Genomic DNA, 16661 nt, shown 5'->3' on the forward strand with positions numbered 1-16661 from the left:
TTCAAGAGCGTAGTCGCAACATGCCGGCTCAGCCTTTTGCGATCAATGCCTGTACGGCCTTGATCGCGACATCCAGAGCGGCGCGATCAGCGCTGCGAAGCGTGGCATGCCCGACCTTGCGCCCGGCCTTGAAGGCCTTGCCATAGTGGTGCAGGTGGCAGTCGGCGATGCTGATCACCTGCTCCACCGGCGGTACTGCACCAATGAAGTTGAGCATCGCGCTCTCGCCCAGCTTGGCGGTGGAACCCAGCGGCAGGCCGGCGACGGCGCGCAGGTGGTTCTCGAACTGGCTGCACTCGGCGCCTTCGATGGTCCAGTGCCCGGAGTTGTGCACGCGCGGGGCGATCTCGTTGGCCTTGAGACCGCCGTCGACTTCGAAGAACTCGAAGGCCAGCACGCCAACGTAATCGAGCTTGTCCAGCACGCGGCCGACGTAATCCTCGGCCAGCGCCTGCAGCGGATGATCGGTGCTGGCGACGGACAGGGCGAGAATGCCGCTGTCGTGGGTGTTGTGCACCAGCGGGTAGAAGCGCGTTTCGCCATCACGGGCGCGCACGGCGATCAGCGACACTTCGCCGGTAAAGGGCACGAAGCCTTCGAGGATGCACGGCACGCTGCCCAGCTCGGCGAAGGCACCGCTGACGTCTTCCGGCTTGCGCAGGACTTTCTGGCCCTTGCCGTCATAGCCCAGGGTGCGGGTCTTCATCACCGCCGGCAGGCCAATGCTGGCCACGGCGGCGTCTAGGTCGGCCTGCGACTGGATGTCGGCGAACTCCGGTGTGGGAATGCCCAGCTCGCGGAACATGGACTTCTCGAACCAGCGATCACGGGCGATGCGCAGGGCGTCGGCGCTCGGGTAGACCGGCACGAACTGCGAGAGGAAGGCCACGGTTTCGGCCGGCACGCTCTCGAACTCGAAGGTGACCAGGTCGACCTCGTCGGCCAGCTGGCGCAGGTGATCCTGATCGCCATAGTCCGCACGGATATGCTCGCCGAGCGCCTGGGCGCAGGCATCCGGCGCCGGGTCGAGGAAGGCGAACTGCATGCCCAGCGGGGTACCCGCCAGGGCCATCATGCGGCCCAGCTGGCCGCCACCGATCACACCGATTTTCATAACAAAGCCCCTTTTCAGCAGGTGGCGAGACCAAGCAGTTGAGCGCTGCCCGCAGCGCAGGAAGCGGAGTTTACGCCGGTAAATGCGCATCCCGGGCAGCGCACAGCGTTCACATGCGCCGTGTCGCTGCCCCTGATGGAATGGCTTCAGGCCTCGCGCGGGTCCGGGTTGCTCAGCACGGTATCGGTCTGTTCCTGACGGAACAGCTTCAGCGCCGCATGGAACTGCGGATGCTGGTGACCGAGGATGCTGGCGGCCAGCAGCGCTGCGTTGACCGCGCCGGCCTTGCCGATGGCCAGGGTGGCGACCGGAATGCCGGCCGGCATCTGCACGATCGACAACAGCGAGTCGACACCCGACAGCATGGACGACTGCACCGGCACGCCGAGTACCGGCAGGTGCGTCTTGGCCGCACACATGCCCGGCAGGTGAGCGGCGCCACCGGCGCCAGCGATGATCACCTGAATGCCACGCGCCTCAGCCTCTTCGGCGTACTGGAACAGCAGATCCGGGGTGCGGTGGGCGGAAACCACCTTGACCTCGTGGGGGATGCCCAGCTTGTCCAGCATCTCGGCGGTGTGGCTAAGGGTGGGCCAATCGGACTTGGAGCCCATGATCACGCCAACCAGTGCGCTCATCAAAGTGCCTCTTCTCTCGGGCGCCTCGCGGCGCGTCAAAAACCAACAAGCCACGCGGGCGGGCCAGCGTGGCTTGTCATGATTCGTTGGCCGGGTGCGGCCGGCCGAAGGCCGCGCAGTATAACGCAAAGCCAGGGCAGGCGCGCACTGCACATGACCGTTTGTCATACAGGGTGTGGCAGAGCGGGAAAACCAGCTAAACCTTGCTCTGGAGCAATGCCGGCACGGGCTGCGCGCGCAAACTGACGCTCCACTCGCATGCAAGAGGAACCGCACATGAACCAGACCATGAAAGCCGCCGTCGTCCACGCCTTCGGGCAGCCGTTGCGTATCGAGGAGGTGAACACCCCACTGCCCGGCCCCGGGCAGATTCTGGTGAAAATCGAGGCCTCGGGCGTCTGTCACACCGACCTGCACGCCGCCGAGGGTGACTGGCCGGTGAAACCGAGTCTGCCGTTCATTCCCGGCCACGAGGGCGTTGGCTACGTGGCGGCGGTCGGCAGCGGCGTCACGCGGGTCAAGGAAGGCGACCGTGTCGGCGTGCCCTGGCTCTACACCGCCTGCGGCTGCTGCGAACACTGCCTGACCGGCTGGGAAACCCTGTGCGAGAGCCAGCAGAACACCGGCTATTCGATCAACGGCGGTTACGCCGAATACGTGCTGGCTGATCCGAACTACGTCGGCATCCTGCCGAAAAGCGTCGATTTTCTGGAAATTGCGCCGATCCTTTGCGCCGGCGTGACGGTATACAAGGGGCTAAAGGAAACCGGGGCGCGCCCCGGCCAGTGGGTGGCGATCTCCGGTATCGGCGGCCTCGGCCACGTTGCAGTGCAGTATGCCCGCGCCATGGGCCTGCACGTCATCGCGGTGGATGTCGACGACGCCAAGCTGGAGTTGGCGCGCAAGCTCGGCGCCAGCCTGACCATCAACGCGCGCAAGGAAAATCCGGCCGAGGTGGTGCAGCGCGATATCGGTGGCGCCCATGGCGTACTGGTCACAGCGGTGTCCAACGCCGCCTTTGGCCAGGCCATCGGTATGGCGCGCAGGCGCGGCACCGTGGCGCTGGTCGGCCTGCCGCCAGGTGACTTCCCCACGCCGATTTTCGACGTGGTGCTCAAGGCCATCACGATCACCGGCTCGATCGTCGGCACCCGCGCCGATTTGCAGGAGGCACTGGATTTCGCTGGCGAGGGCCTGGTCAAGGCCACAGTGCACAGCGACACGCTCGACAACATCAATGGCATCTTCGAGCAGATGCGCGGCGGGCAGATCGAGGGGCGGGTGGTGCTGCAGTTCTGATTCGAGCAAGGCCACGCACTGGCAACTTTCCTACAGAACGGACGCGGACGGGCGCACAGATCGCCGCCAGGCGGCGGGCTATACTGTGCGCTCTTCATCCGAACAAGGACGTGTCGTCATGAAACAGTACGTTTCGCTCGTTGCCCTCTCCCTGCTTTCCCTTCAAGCCGCTGCGCTGGATCTGGCCAAGCATCCGCAGGTATTCGAGCCGGCCAGGGCGTGAGCTTGGCGCTCGCTCCTTCCGCCGACACCAAGGCGCTGAAGCCGAAGGTCCTCCTGGCGATTTACCAGAAGCAGGAGATCGACGGCGAAGCCTCCAAGGCCTGCGCCATCCCGCTGAGCGCCCAGGTGGACTGGAGCGCGATGTCCGATGAGCAGCTGATCGGCCTCAGCGTGCCGAGTTTCTGCGGTGAAGTGGTCAGCCAGATGGCCTACCTGTGTGGCAAGGACGACCGCTACAAGGCCGAGGCCAAGACCCTCAAGGGCATCGACTGCCGCTTCGGCGAAAGCATGAAGTTGCGCGAGCAGGACGGCCAACTGCAGTTCACCACGCACAAGGATGAACCGAATCAGGGCGACTTCATCAACGCCATTCTGCGTAATCGCTGATCCTCTCGGGCGGGCTACGGCCCGCCGTCTCGCGGCATATTTCTTGCGTTCCTTTGCCTAATCACGCTGACGGAACGCATCATGCTGCACGCCCGACTGACCACCCTGCATGTGGTTTCCCTGATCCTCCAGCGCTTCGCCGAGCAGCCCGAACTACGCTCGCAATTGCTGGCCGGGAGCGGTATTGGTGCGGCTGATCTGGACAATGCCGACGCGCGCATCACCCGGGTGCAGGAGCTGCAGGTCTGTGCCAATGCCCTGGCCCTGCGTGCTGATCTGGGGCTCGACCTGGGGCGCAGCCTGCATGTTTCCTCCTATGGGCTGCTGGGTTACGCCGCCCTCTCGGCTGCCACCTTTGGTGACGCCTGGCGTCTGTTGCTGCAGTACCCGGCGCTACTCGGCACCTATTTTCGCCTCGACATGCAGGTGGAAGGCGAGCGGGCCTGGATCTGCGCCAGCGGTTACCGCGATGCCGAGGCGCTGGAAGTGTTCAACGTGGAGATGTGCCTGGCCTCGCTGAAGCTGATCGGTGATGAACTGCTGCGCCAGCCGCTGTCATTGGAAGGCGCCGAGTTCACCTACGCTCGGCCAGACTACGTCTCGCGCTATGCGCAGAGCTTTCCCTGCCCGCTGCGTTTCTCGGCACAGCGCAATGCCTTCGCCTTTCCCGCCGCGTTGCTGGAACGCCGGCTGCCGCTGGCCGACAGCGTGACCCACGGCGACATGGTGGAACGCTGCCGCCGTCTGAACGCCGAGTTCAGCAGCCGCCAGGCCTGGCTGGAGCGGGTGCGCCAGTTGCTCGCCGCGCAGTTGGCCGAGCCGCCGGGGCTGGAGAACCTGGCGCAGCAGATGCATTGCTCGCCGCGTACCCTGCGCCGTCACCTGCAGGAACTGGGCACCAGCTACCAGGGCCTGCTCGACGAGCTGCGCTTCGAGCGCGCCAAGGCGCTGCTCGGCGAGGAGCAATGGCCGGTGTACCGTATCGCCGAAGTGCTCGGCTTCAGCGAAACCGCCAGCTTCCGCCACGCCTTCCAGCGCTGGAGCGGCGTGCCGCCGAGTCGCTTTCGCGCATAGCCGTATGCAATCCCGGGCACTGGCGCGGGCCTGTGGGGTACGAATCGCCGGCAAGCCGGCTCCTACGAAATGCCCGATTCCCCTGTAGGAGCCCGCTTGCGGGCGATGTGTGATTACCGGGCGATCACCGAAACCGTGGGAGCGGCTTCAGCCGCGATAAAGCTCGCCGCTGAAGCGCCTCCCACAGGCATCGCTCATTCCTGCGCCTGCACGTTGCGATACATCTGCAAGCGCGCTGCTTCATGCAGGCCACGTCCCAGCGCCAACAAGCGCTGGAACTCTTGCGGGTGGCGCTCGGCGACGTTGTCGCGCGGGGTCGGCGAGCGCAGGTCGTGCAGCGTCGGCGAGCTGCCGTCGTGCTGCATCTGCACGAGAAAGTCGCGCGTCACCGCGCCGATCACCGGGAAGGTGCCTTCCTGCAGCACCAGCGGCACCACGCGTTCGCCTTCCGGCGCCGGCAGTTGCAGGTCGCGGCCGAGACCGCCGTTGTCGAAGGGCACGCCGACCAGCCCGGCCACGGTCGGCAGCAGGTCGGCCAGGCCCACGGCCGCGTCGAACTCGCGCGGCGCCAGCCACTTCGGTGCATGAATCAGCAGCGGCACGTTGTTGCTCTCCAGCCCCAGTTGCTCGAAGGCCGGCGCCATGTGCGGGATCTGACTGATGCGGGTGTTGTGGTCGCCGAAGAAGACGAAAATGGTGTCGTCGTAGAAGCCCTGCTCCTTGGCCAGCTCCATCAGGCGGCCGATGTTGAAGTCCAGCAGGCGCACCGCGTTGTACTGCTCGACACTGCGCGAGCCGGCCTGCTGCACCTGTTCCAGCGGCAGGTCGAGCGCCTCGAAACCGTCGTTATCCTTGGGGATGGTGAAGGGCCGGTGGTTGCCGGAGGTCTGCAAGTAGGCGAAGAACGGCTTGTCCTTGGGCAGAGCGCCGAGAATGCGCGTGCTTTCCTTGAAGAAATCCAGGTCGGAGATACCCCACACGTCCACCTGGGGCGACTGCCAGTTACGCTCTTCATAGAGTTGCACGCCGTCGATGCTCTGGCGGATCAACGCATTGATGTTGGCCCAGCCGGCGTTGCCGCCGATCATGTAGAACTTCTCGTAGCCGTCGAGCGCGTTGATCAGCGTGCGCTGGCGGGCGATCAGCGGGTTGCGCGTGGCGGTCTCCTGGCGCGACACGTCAGGGATGCCGGTGATGCTCGCCCACACCGTCTTGGCGGTGCCGGTGACCGGCACGTAGAAGTGACGGAAAAACCAGCTTTCCTGAGCCAGACGATCCAGATTGGGCGTCGGGTTCAGCGGGTTGCCGTAGGCGCCCACGGCGCTGGTGCCGAGCGATTCGAGCATGACGAAGATCACGTTGGGCTGGCGTTCTGCCTGGATGCGGTGCGCCTGCACCGGCTGGTGACGGAAGAAGTTCAGCCCCTGCGCATCGTGCTCGCTGACGCCCAGGTAATCGGCCACCACCTGGTAATGCTCGCGCGTGGCCGTCTCGTCGAAGGCGGCAGGCTCAAGCTTGAGGGTATCGAAGAGAAACAGCGCCGGATTGATCCCGAGCGCACCGACCTGACTGTTACCGCTGTAGAAGGCATCGCTCCAGCGCAGCGGCACCGGGTTCTCCAGGTTCAGCGCGCTGGCGCGGCCGAGCAGGCCGAAGAACACCAGCACAGCGACCACTGCCGCACCGCCGAGGGCCGGCAACACACCGACCTGCTGAGCCTGCGGCCGGTCCAGGGTCGCGCGCTCCAGGCGCAGCAACGCCCAGGCCGACAGCGCTACACCGGCCAGCCAGGCCAGGGTTATCCACAGCACCGGGTAGGTCTGCCAGAGCATGCCGGCAGAGATCTGCGCATCGCCGGCAAAGCGCAGCACCGTGGCGTTGAGGCGCACGCCCAGGTAGGCGTAGTGGCCGAAATCGACTATGTACAGCAGGCCCAGCGCCGCCACGACCAGCAGTAGGTAGCCGCGCAGCAGCCAGCGCACGGCGCGAAAGCGCGCCAGGCGCAGCTTGGGCAGCGCCAGCAGAATGCCGACCGGCAGCATCAGCAGCAGGGCCAGGCGCAGGTCGAAACGCAGGCCGATGCCGAGCGTGGGCAGCACGTCCGGTTCGCCGATGCTGTCGACAGCGGAGAAGCCCAGCAGAAACACCCCGCGCAGGGTGGCGAAGAGCACGAACAGCAGCGCCGTGAGGCCTGCCAGGTAATGCAGGCGGCGGGATTTCAGCCAGCTCATGCGAGTTTCCTTGTCGGTCGGGCCAGCAGCCAGCGCACAGCGGCACTCAGCAGCGCACCCAGGCTATAGAGGGCCAGGTAGGGGTCGATCAGGTAGTCCCAGTAATTTTCCGAGGCGCCCAGGCGCAGGGCGAAGGCCAGGGTTGCCAGCACCAGCGCCAGGGCGCCGAGCCAGCTGCGCTGGAGGATCAGCACCGCGCACAGCAAGCCCAGCACCAGCAGCATCGGCCGGGGTTCGAAGCCCAGCTGATAGGGGTCGGCATAGCTCAGGCCGAGTGCTGCCGGATAGAGCAGCACGGCCAGGCCGGCGAACAGCGCCAGGCTGGCCAGCCGATCACGCGAGCTGGCAGGCGCCAGGCCAAAGCGGCTCAGGGTCGCCCAGCCCAGCAGCACCAGGCTAGCCACCGACAGATCGCCGATATAGGTACGCAACTGCAGCGCCAGGCTGATGCCCTGCGCCGGCAGCAGGCTGAGCAGCAGGCAGCCCGCCAGCAGGATGCCGCGCTGCAGGGCAGTACGCGCCAGCCGGGTGAAGATCAGGAACAGCAACAGGGTAAAGGCCAGGTGTGGTAGCCAGAAATCAGTCATGCGGGTGGCGCTCCGAGACCCAGGCCTCGTTGAAGGTCAGGTGCTTGATGAACATGTCGTTCCACGAATAGACCAGGTGATAGGCACCCTCGCGATCACGGACGAAGTAGGGATATTCGTAGTCGAAGGAACAACCGTCGTCGCTGCACATGCGCGCGCTCACCCGCTCGAGGAAGGTCGCCTGCTGCTCGGGCTTGCCGCCGCTGGCCAGGTATTTCTCACTGACCACGGCGGGAAATTCATCCCGCGCGATCGGCTCGCCCCAGGGGTTGGGGCTTTCGTCGAGCTCACCCAGGTTACGCCAGTTGTTCAGGTTAGCGTCGGTGGCATAGAGCGTCAGGCGAAAGCGCCCGTCTTCAAGGTCATTCATCGCCACCAGCAGGCTGCCGTCCGGGCGACCGACCGCCGCCAGCGATGAGTTGGGGTTGCTCGGCTCCACCGGCTCGGGCTGGCTCCAGTTGCGCCCGGTATCTTCGCTGTAGCTGGCCAGTACGCGATGGTGCTCCTCGCCGGCATAACGCAAGAGGGCCACGGCACGCTTGTCGTCCAACGCCACTACGGTGGGCTGCAGCGAGTAGCGGCCCTTGCCGATGCGGTGCTTGCCCAGCACTTCACCGTTCGCGCTCAGGTGCAGGTACTCGGGAAACTTGCCGAGAAACTCGTGATACACCGGCAGGCCGATGCTGCCGTCAGCATGGAACACGGGGGTGGCGCGCACCAGGGTGCTGATGTTGAGGAATGGGCTGGTGACCAGTTGCCGGGGCGCCGACCAGGTGTCGCCAAGGTCGTCGGAAACCATGGCATTGACCGCGCTACCGGCCCAACCTCCGAGCGACACCGAAACGTAGAACAGCCACAGGCGGTTGTCCGGCGCCAGGCTGATCACCGGGTTGCCCAGCTTGCGGATGTGCTTGCCCACGGCATGCTGGGTCGACTCGCGGCTGGCCAGCACACGCTCGGCGCTCCACTGGCCACTGGCGGCATCGAAGCGTGCGGCGCGGATCTGCACATCGGCAGCGCCTTCGCGCGTGCCGGCGAACCAGACCGCCATCAGATCACCGCCAGGCAGGTCGGTGATGGAGGCGGAATGAACGAAATCCTCCAGATCGGAGGAGGCAAAATGCGCCGCCATGGCGGGTGTCGTATTGCCCGGCAGCGCGGGGGCGCGGGCAAAGGGCGCCAATTCGTGCGAGCTGCCGGCGAGCCAGGCGAAGGCGAACACGGAGGCGGCGCCCAACAGCAGGGCGCAGGTCTTGAAGGTTGAGGTCATGGTCGCGGATTCAGGGATGTCGGGGCAATGCCAGCTGTGCGCTGGCCACGTCTTCTACAGGCTGGGCATCGACCGGATCGTAATAGATTTCCAGCTTGCGACCCTCACGGTCGAAGCCATAGATCTCGTAGCAATTACCGGGAGTGATGCGGAACTTGGTGATCTGCACGCCCTGGCGCTTCATCTGCTCGCGGAACTGCGATTCGGGCATCCAGGCGCTGCGATCAGGGCGGGCGCATTCGGTATCGGCCAGTAACGGTGTGGCGCACAGCATCAGCAGGCTGCCCAGTACGGCTCGGGCTAAACGGGGCATGGTAGGTTCTCGTCAAGAAGGCATAACGCCTGGGGTGATGATCAGTCTTTGCTCTCGGTCTTCACGGCATTGCCGCTGACCGGGTCATGGTAGATCTCGACTTTACGGCCTTCTCGATCAAAACCATAGATCTCGTAGCAATTGCCTTCGGTGATCTTGAACGTGTTGATTCTGTAACCATCGGCCACGAGTTTGGCCTGAAACTGCTCGGGGTCCTGCCAGGTTGAACGCTCGGCCGTGGTGCATTCGGTCTTGGCCAAGGCCGGCGCGGCGCATGCCAGCAGAGCGGGAACGAGCAGTAGACGACGCATGAGAAGGCTCCTGATGTGGTGCGGTGGCGTCACTCTCGGCACAAAGGCTTAACGAAAACTTAAGACTCATACCGCGTTTCATCTTCCACCCCCGTGCCGGTGGCAAGGCAATTTGGCCATTTCGATCCCCTTTTGGCCGTTGCCAATGTTCTCGACGCTGGTCGGGCAGGCGAACAATGCAGGCACAACAACGAGCCTGGAGCGCATTGCATGCTCACCTACTACAGCGACGACCACCACCTGCACCACGGCAAATGCGAGCTGATCGACGGGCAACTGATGCCCTGCTTCGAGAAGCCACAGCGCGCCGACCATATCCTCGCCCGTGTCAAGGCTCGCCAGCTTGGCGAGGTTCGCGCCCCCGGGGATTTCGGCCTGGCGCCCATCGCGCGCATCCACAGCAAGGCCTACCTGGAGTTCTTTCAGGACGCCTGGGCGCGCTGGCAGGAACAGGGCGGCACCGGTGATCTGCTGCCCTTCACCTGGCCGGCGCGCACGCTGCGGCGGATGATCCCCAGTGACCTGCACGGCCAGCTCGGCTATTACAGCTTCGACGGCGGCGCGCCGATCACTGCCGGCACCTGGCAGGCCGCCTACAGCGCCGCCCAGGTTGCGCTCAGTGCCCAGCAGGAAATCGCCAACGGCGCCCACAGCGCCTTCGCCCTGTGCCGGCCGCCAGGCCACCATGCCGCCAGCGACGTGATGGGCGGTTACTGCTACCTGAACAACGCCGCCATCGCTGCCCAGGCCTTCCTCGACCAGGGCCGCAGGAAGGTGGCCATCCTCGATGTCGACTACCACCACGGCAACGGCACCCAGGACATCTTCTACCAGCGCAGCGATGTGCTGTTCGCCTCGATCCACGGCGACCCGGCCGAGGAGTTCCCGTTCTTCCTCGGTTACGCCGACGAACTGGGCGAGGGCGCCGGCGAGGGCTGTAACTTCAACTACCCGTTGCCCATGGGTAGCGCCTGGGACACCTGGAGCGCGGCCCTGGAGCAGGCCTGCCAGCGCATCGCCGAGTACGGCGCCGAGGTGGTGGTGGTGTCGCTGGGCGTGGACACCTACATGGAAGATCCGATCTCGCAGTTCAAGCTCGACAGCCCGGACTATCTGACCATGGGCCGACGCATCGCCGCCCTCGGCGTGCCAACCCTGTTCATCATGGAAGGCGGCTACGCAGTGGAGGCCATCGGCGTCAACGCAGTCAACGTGCTCGAAGGCTTCGAGGGCGTATAGCCGCCCGGTTGTGGGAGGCACTTTAGGGATGTTCTGAAAAAGTTATTTATCGTCACTCCCGCGAAGGCGGGAGCCCAGGAGTTTCGCAGGTTCTGGATTCCCGCTTGCGCGGGAATGACGAGTTTTTCAGAGTTTCCTTAGCGGCGACTTATCGGGGCACTTGGCTTCATGCGATTGCCCTGCGGGTACAGAAGAAGACCAACAACACTTCAGGGGTGAGGAAACGATGAATACCATCAAACAGATGCTCGGCGTCGCCCTGTGCGGCGCCACCCTGCTCAGCGGCGCGGTGCAGGCCAAGGAGCTGCGCGTATACAACTGGGCCGACTACATCCTGCCGTCCGTGCCCAAGGACTTCCAGAAGGAGTCCGGCATTCAGATCACCTGGGACACCTTCGAGACCAACGAGGCGCTGGAAGCCAAGCTGCTCACCGGCAACTCCGGCTATGACCTGGTGATCCCGTCCAACCAGTTCCTCGAAACCCAGATCAAGGCCGGCGTATTCGCCCCGCTGGATAAGTCCAAGCTGCCCAACTGGAAGAATCTCGACCCGGTGCTGCTTGGCCTGCTGGAGAAGAACGACCCGGGCAACCAGTACGGCGTGCCCTACATGTACGGCACCGTGCTGATCGGCTACAACCCGGACAAGGTCAAGGCTGCGCTCGGTGACGACGCGCCGGTCAACAGCTGGGACCTGGTGTTCAAGCCCGAGTACATGGAGAAGCTGAAATCCTGCGGCGTGGCCATGCTCGACTCGCCCACCGAGATTATCCCCATCGCCCTGCACTACCTGGGCCTCGACCCCAACAGCGCCAACCCGGCCGACTACGACAAGGTCACCGAACTGCTGCTCAAGGTGCGCCCCTACGTGGCCTACTTCCACTCCGCCAAGTACATGACCGACATCGCCAACGGCGATATCTGCGTGGCCATCGGCTACTCCGGCAGCTTCTACCAGTTCGCCAACCGCGCCAAGGAAGCCGGTAACGGCGTGGTGATCAACTGGCGCCTGCCGAAGGAAGGCGCGCCGATCTGGTTCGACACCTGGGCCATCCCCAAGAGCGCGCAGAACGTCGACGAGGCGCATGCCTTCATCAACCACCTGCTCGAACCCAAGGTCATCGCCCCGATCAGCGATTTTCTCGGCTACCCCAACCCCAACGTGCCGGGCATGCAACTGGTGGGCGCGGAAATCGCCGCCGACCCCGACCTGACGCCAACGCCAGAGCTGCAGAAGTCGCTGTACGTGGTGCAGCCGCTGCCGCAGAAGATCGAGCGCGTGCGTACGCGGGCGTGGACGTCGATCAAGTCGGGCAAGTGATTCGTCGCGGACGGCTCGCGGCTGAAGCGGCATACCGCCCACGACGCTCTTTGTACCGATGGTGCCCACGCTCTGCGTTGGCACCGGCGTTTGTGGCGCTGCGCGTCATCCCGGGTGGTACTGGCGACTATGAAGATCGAAACGGACGCAGAGCGTCTTAGTCTGTGGTGCCGCGCGGAGCGTTGGAGCAATACAAAAAAGCAGCTTGCAGCCAATTATGACCAGTGGTTATTGTGCGGTGAAAGACGCCGACTCCTTGGCCTCTATAACTGGAAAACACTACGCTTTGCATGTGTGCTACAACGCTGCAGAAGGCTAAGAGAATTAAAATGGATTTGCCAAAGTTTAATGAAACATTCATACCGATACTAGAAATACTGAGAGATGGCAAGATCATAAAGGGTCGAGAGTTAATAAGGCGCGTGGAGGAAAACTTCTACTCGCACCTACCTTATGAACTACTACAACAAACAACTAAAAGCGGCGACAGGGTCATAGAAAATAGAATCGCCTGGGGCAAGTCCTACTTGAAAAAAGGCGGACTGGTTCATTACCCGCAGCGAGGGTTCGTCCAAATAACAGATAAAGGACTTTTTACAAAAGCAGAAAACATAACACTTCCTGAAATACAGGCTGACGTTATAAATTTCTATCAACCTGAAAATAGCAAGCCTGAGAAACTTCTTATAGAAGAGGAAAGCGCTAGCCCACAGGATCTAATAGACACTGGCTTTGAGCGGATTGAGCGCGAAATTAAAGACGAACTTCTATCAAAGTTGAAAACAATTGACCCATATGCCTTTGAAAAAATAATACTAATCCTTTTAAAGAAAATGGGCTATGGAGAATTCATTGAGACCTCTAAATCCGGCGATGGCGGCATTGACGGAATCATAAACGAGGATCAATTAGGGCTGGAAAAAATATATATTCAAGCCAAACGCTACAATGAAAACAAAGTCCGTGAAACGGACATTCGCAACTTTATTGGCGCAATGAGTGGCGACACACATAAAGGCATTTTTGTTACAACGTCATCGTTTGATGAAAAAGCTAAAAATAAAGCTCGCGACGCACACCATAAGATAATTTTACTTGATGGGTCAAAGCTTGTAGACCTCATGCATAAGTACAACGTAGGTGTTCAAGTAAAAAACATCTATGAGGTTAAAACTGTTGATAATGATTTTTTCGATTCTGAAGATATATAACTCCTAAATCAGATGCGCTCCGAAAGACAGGTGCAGAGCGCGAGCATGCTAAAAATCAGCCCCCTACCTCCCCCGTCTCCAGCTTGCGCCACAGCAAACGCACCGCCGCCTTGCGCACCAGGGCGCAGCGGTATAGGCGGATTTCCAGTGGAATCTGCCACTGCTCTGCGCCACAGATAGTCAGTTCGCCACGGGCCAGTTCCGCAGTCACTGATAGCCGTGGCACCCAGGCCACGCCCATGCCCTGCAGGGCCATGCTCTTGAGGCTGTCGGCCATAGCGGTTTCGTACACGGTGGTCGAGCGTAATGCGCGCTGGCGTAGCAGCAGGTTGACCGAGCGACCGAGAAAGGCGCCGGCGCTGTAAGCCAGCAGCGGTACGCTCTGGCCATTGTCGAGGTCGTACAGCGGCGCGCCGGACTCGTTGACCGCGCATACCGGCAACATCGATGTGGCGCCCAGGTGCAGCGAGGGGAAGATCGCCGGGTCCATCTGCAGCGCCGCGTCAGGGTCGTAATAGGCAAGGATCAGGTCGCAGGCGCCTTCACGCAGTGAATGCACCGCTTCGCCGACGTTGGTCGCCACCAGGCGGGTGGTCAGTGGCAGACCTTCGCGGCGCAGGCGGGCGATCCATTCCGGAAAGAAACCCAGGGTCAGCGAGTGGGCGGCGGCAATCGACAGCATCTCGCCCTGCTGGCCTTCGAGGTTGTGCAGGTGGCGCACCACTTCGCCAAGCTGTTCGACCAGGCTGCGCGCGGTCACCAGGAACAACTTGCCGGACTCGGTCAGCTCGACCGGGGTGCAGGAACGGTCGACCAGGGTCAGGCCGAGCATGCCTTCCAGGCTGCGGATACGTCGGCTGAATGCCGGCTGGGTGACGAAGCGCTTTTCCGCAGCCTGGGAAAAGCTGCGGGTGGCGGCCAGGGTGACGAAGTCTTCCAGCCATTTGGTTTCCAGGTTCATCGCAGGCTCCGCGTGCTGATCCGGTTTGCGCCCGTGTAGGAGCCGCGCCTCGGGGCGAAGGATTTCTGGCGCCCGGCCAGAGCATTCGCCGCGAGGCGCGGCTCCTACAGAAACAATCAGAGGGCCGACCGTGTTGCGCCGGTGGTGGGTTACGCCGCAGCGCTATCGGCGTGACATTTGACGCCGGTGGCATGCGGCTAACCCACCCTACGTTTGTCGCTAGTGCGCGGTCACTTCGACATTATGCCGATTGTGCATAGGACAGCAAGTAACGGCATTGGTAGCGAGACGGTTGGAGCCCCTATTCTATGGGTATCGCGGCACTCGCCGTATTCCCCAAGAGTCATCTCGATCATGTCCCCTGCTGCATCTGTTCGCGTCGAAAAAGACCTGCTCGGCACCCTCGAAGTCCCCGCCGATGCCTATTACGGTATCCAGACCCTGCGCGCCGTGCAGAACTTCCGCCTGTCCGGTGTGCCGCTGTCGCATTATCCGAAGCTGGTAATCGGCCTGGCCATGGTCAAGCAGGCCTCGGCGGACGCCAACCGCGAGCTGGGCCATCTGTCCGCCGCCAAGCACACGGCAATCAGCACCGCCTGCGCACGCATCATCCAGGGCGAGTTCCACGAGCAGTTCGTGGTCGACATGATCCAGGGCGGCGCCGGCACCTCGACCAACATGAACGCCAACGAGGTCATCGCCAACATCGCGCTGGAGGCCATGGGCTTTGAGAAAGGCCAGTACCAGCACCTGCACCCGAACAACGATGTGAACATGGCGCAGTCGACCAACGACGCCTACCCGACTGCCATTCGCCTGGGCCTGCTGCTCGGCCATGACAGCCTGCTGAGTGCGCTGGACAAGCTGATTCAGTCCTTCGCCTCCAAAGGGCTGGAGTTCGGCCATGTGCTGAAGATGGGTCGCACCCAGTTGCAGGACGCCGTGCCGATGACTCTGGGTCAGGAATTCCACGCCTTCGCCACCACCCTGGGCGAAGACCTACAGCACCTGAAGATGCTCGCCCCGGCGCTGCTCACCGAGGTCAACCTGGGCGGCACCGCCATCGGCACCGGCATCAACGCCGACCCGAAATACCAGGCCCTGGCGGTCAAGCGCCTGAGCGTGATCAGCGGTCACCCGCTCAAGCCGGCGGCCGACCTGATCGAAGCCACCAGCGACATGGGCGCCTTCGTGCTGTTCTCCGGCATGCTCAAGCGCACGGCGGTCAAGCTGTCGAAGATCTGCAACGACCTGCGCCTGCTGTCCAGCGGCCCGCGTACCGGCATCAACGAAATCAACCTGCCGGCGCGTCAGCCGGGCAGCTCGATCATGCCGGGCAAGGTCAACCCGGTGATCCCCGAGGCAGTCAATCAGGTGGCCTTCGAAGTGATCGGCAACGACCTGGCGCTGACCATGGCCGCCGAAGGTGGCCAGCTGCAGCTGAACGTGATGGAGCCGCTGATCGCCTACAAGATCTTCGACTCGATCCGCCTGCTCACCCGCGCCATGGATATGCTGCGCGAACTGTGCATCGACGGTATCACCGCCAACGAAGCGCGCTGCCGCGAACTGATGGAAAACTCCATCGGCCTGATCACCGCGCTGAACCCCTACATCGGCTACGAGAACGCCACGCGCATCGCCAAGGTCGCCCTGGAAAGCGGGCGCGGCGTGCTGGAACTGGTGCGCGAGGAGCAGTTGCTGGATGAGGCCACCCTGGCCGACATTCTGCGCCCCGAGAACATGATCGCCCCACGCCTCGTGCCCCTGCAGCAGTAACGGAGAACGACCATGCAACCGTCACAGCCCCCCAGCGTCAAGTTCCTGTTCCGCACCCTGCATCCGCCGCGCCGCTTCTGGCCGGGCCTGGCGGGTTTCTACACCGGCGCGAGCCAGGCACCAGCTCGTCAACGCAGCTGAGCGTCTTTCATAGGAGGCATCACCAGCCTCGATCTTCAGGGATGGCCTCGGCCATCCCTTTTTTTGGGTGCGCCAGGCATGGCGCGTAGCGCCGTGACTGGCGCTGTTCGGTTCACTGTGGTGGTGAACCGGACGACTTGGAGGTGAAAGTCCTCTGCACGCCCGGCAAGGGGAAGTGCTAGCGGAAGGCAAGGGTGTCGCGGGTGACTGCGAATCTGAAGGAAGCCGGAAGCAAATGGCTGGCCTGACGAACAGGAAGCGGATGGAGGCGGCGTAGCGGGGTGAGGCGGCCCAATTCGTCAAAGCCCGGTACTTGCACGGCACGCTACGACGTAGATCCGCCAGGCATAAGCTGGAAGGTCGCGCGAATTACCCTGGGAGATCTGTACGCTTGCCATTGTGCTACCGATTGTCGAGAGGCGACGGGATGGGCGTGAACTGGGCATTCCCAGTGTCGTGGATCGCCTGATCCAGCAAGCCCTGCTGCAACAGCTCACGCCGATCTTCGATCCGCTGTTCTCGGACTATAGCTACGGCTTCCGTCCGGGCAGAAGCGCTCACCA

General features: G+C 63.0%; 16 protein-coding genes and 1 pseudogene. 9 read left to right on the plus strand and 8 right to left on the minus strand.

Annotated elements, in window-relative coordinates:
* Positions 1-28 precede the first annotated feature (28 nt).
* Together PSOLE_RS19855 and purE are read right to left on the minus strand one after the other, a co-directional pair.
* Positions 29-1114 (minus strand): 5-(carboxyamino)imidazole ribonucleotide synthase, encoded by a 1086-nt coding sequence (locus PSOLE_RS19855; RefSeq protein WP_004422931.1) that lies wholly within the window; start codon positions 1112-1114, stop codon positions 29-31.
* A 146-nt stretch (positions 1115-1260) separates the two neighbouring features.
* A complete protein-coding gene (gene purE / locus PSOLE_RS19860) occupies positions 1261-1752 on the minus strand; it encodes a 5-(carboxyamino)imidazole ribonucleotide mutase (RefSeq protein ID WP_074859849.1) in 492 nt (163 codons plus the stop codon).
* Between the two features lie 276 nt (positions 1753-2028).
* Here purE and adhP point away from each other — a divergent pair, with 276 nt between their 5' ends.
* The 3 genes from adhP (at position 2029) to PSOLE_RS19875 (ending at position 4734) form a co-directional block, all read left to right on the plus strand.
* Positions 2029-3051, plus strand: a complete 1023-nt coding sequence (gene adhP / locus PSOLE_RS19865; protein WP_004422941.1) for an alcohol dehydrogenase AdhP — start codon at positions 2029-2031, stop codon at positions 3049-3051.
* A gap of 225 nt (positions 3052-3276) precedes the next feature.
* The gene (locus PSOLE_RS19870) at positions 3277-3660 is read left to right on the plus strand and encodes a hypothetical protein (protein WP_004422943.1); all 384 of its coding nucleotides are present in this window, start codon (positions 3277-3279) and stop codon (positions 3658-3660) included.
* A gap of 81 nt (positions 3661-3741) precedes the next feature.
* The gene (locus tag PSOLE_RS19875; protein ID WP_074859853.1) at positions 3742-4734 is read left to right on the plus strand and encodes an AraC family transcriptional regulator; all 993 of its coding nucleotides are present in this window, start codon (positions 3742-3744) and stop codon (positions 4732-4734) included.
* A gap of 194 nt (positions 4735-4928) precedes the next feature.
* Here the strand turns inward: PSOLE_RS19875 and PSOLE_RS19880 are convergent, their stop codons facing one another.
* The 5 genes from PSOLE_RS19880 to PSOLE_RS19900 are packed head-to-tail and all read right to left on the minus strand — an operon-like array spanning position 4929 to position 9446.
* On the minus strand, positions 4929-6965 hold the full coding sequence (locus tag PSOLE_RS19880; protein ID WP_074859856.1) for an LTA synthase family protein: 2037 nt from the start codon (positions 6963-6965) through the stop codon (positions 4929-4931).
* Positions 6962-7552, minus strand: a complete 591-nt coding sequence (locus tag PSOLE_RS19885) for a hypothetical protein (protein WP_074859858.1) — start codon at positions 7550-7552, stop codon at positions 6962-6964. The genes PSOLE_RS19880 and PSOLE_RS19885 overlap by 4 nt, the downstream gene beginning before the upstream one ends.
* Positions 7545-8822: a sialidase family protein gene (locus tag PSOLE_RS19890; protein WP_074859861.1), complete on the minus strand. Its 1278-nt coding sequence runs from the start codon at positions 8820-8822 to the stop codon at positions 7545-7547. Before PSOLE_RS19890 ends, PSOLE_RS19885 begins: the two co-directional genes overlap by 8 nt.
* Before the next feature lie 10 nt (positions 8823-8832).
* Positions 8833-9135 (minus strand): PepSY domain-containing protein, encoded by a 303-nt coding sequence (locus tag PSOLE_RS19895; protein WP_074859864.1) that lies wholly within the window; start codon positions 9133-9135, stop codon positions 8833-8835.
* 41 nt (positions 9136-9176) lie between these two features.
* Positions 9177-9446: a PepSY domain-containing protein gene (locus PSOLE_RS19900; RefSeq protein WP_004422950.1), complete on the minus strand. Its 270-nt coding sequence runs from the start codon at positions 9444-9446 to the stop codon at positions 9177-9179.
* Between the two features lie 210 nt (positions 9447-9656).
* Here PSOLE_RS19900 and PSOLE_RS19905 point away from each other — a divergent pair, with 210 nt between their 5' ends.
* From PSOLE_RS19905 to PSOLE_RS19915, 3 genes are all read left to right on the plus strand, one after another.
* Positions 9657-10685, plus strand: coding sequence for a histone deacetylase family protein (locus PSOLE_RS19905; RefSeq protein WP_074859867.1), 1029 nt, complete (start codon positions 9657-9659; stop codon positions 10683-10685).
* Positions 10686-10911: 226 nt separating this feature from the next.
* Positions 10912-12006: a polyamine ABC transporter substrate-binding protein gene (locus PSOLE_RS19910; RefSeq protein WP_074859870.1), complete on the plus strand. Its 1095-nt coding sequence runs from the start codon at positions 10912-10914 to the stop codon at positions 12004-12006.
* A 329-nt stretch (positions 12007-12335) separates the two neighbouring features.
* Positions 12336-13217, plus strand: a complete 882-nt coding sequence (locus PSOLE_RS19915) for a restriction endonuclease (RefSeq protein WP_074859877.1) — start codon at positions 12336-12338, stop codon at positions 13215-13217.
* Positions 13218-13272: 55 nt separating this feature from the next.
* On the opposite strand, the gene PSOLE_RS19920 is transcribed toward PSOLE_RS19915, so the two are convergent.
* Entirely contained in the window at positions 13273-14178 is a 906-nt protein-coding gene (locus PSOLE_RS19920) for a LysR substrate-binding domain-containing protein (RefSeq protein WP_004422954.1), read from the minus strand.
* A 354-nt stretch (positions 14179-14532) separates the two neighbouring features.
* Between PSOLE_RS19920 and PSOLE_RS19925 the strand changes: the two genes are divergently transcribed.
* The 3 genes and pseudogenes from PSOLE_RS19925 to PSOLE_RS24825 form a co-directional block, all read left to right on the plus strand.
* Entirely contained in the window at positions 14533-15957 is a 1425-nt protein-coding gene (locus tag PSOLE_RS19925) for an aspartate ammonia-lyase (RefSeq protein ID WP_074859874.1), read from the plus strand.
* 12 nt (positions 15958-15969) lie between these two features.
* Positions 15970-16098: a hypothetical protein gene (locus tag PSOLE_RS24990; RefSeq protein ID WP_255311661.1), complete on the plus strand. Its 129-nt coding sequence runs from the start codon at positions 15970-15972 to the stop codon at positions 16096-16098.
* A 432-nt stretch (positions 16099-16530) separates the two neighbouring features.
* A pseudogene (locus PSOLE_RS24825) lies at positions 16531-16661 on the plus strand (group II intron reverse transcriptase/maturase); the annotation flags it as partial.

The organism is Pseudomonas oleovorans subsp. oleovorans, from assembly GCF_002197815.1.
GTDB classification, from domain to species: Bacteria; Pseudomonadota; Gammaproteobacteria; order Pseudomonadales; family Pseudomonadaceae; genus Aquipseudomonas; species Aquipseudomonas oleovorans.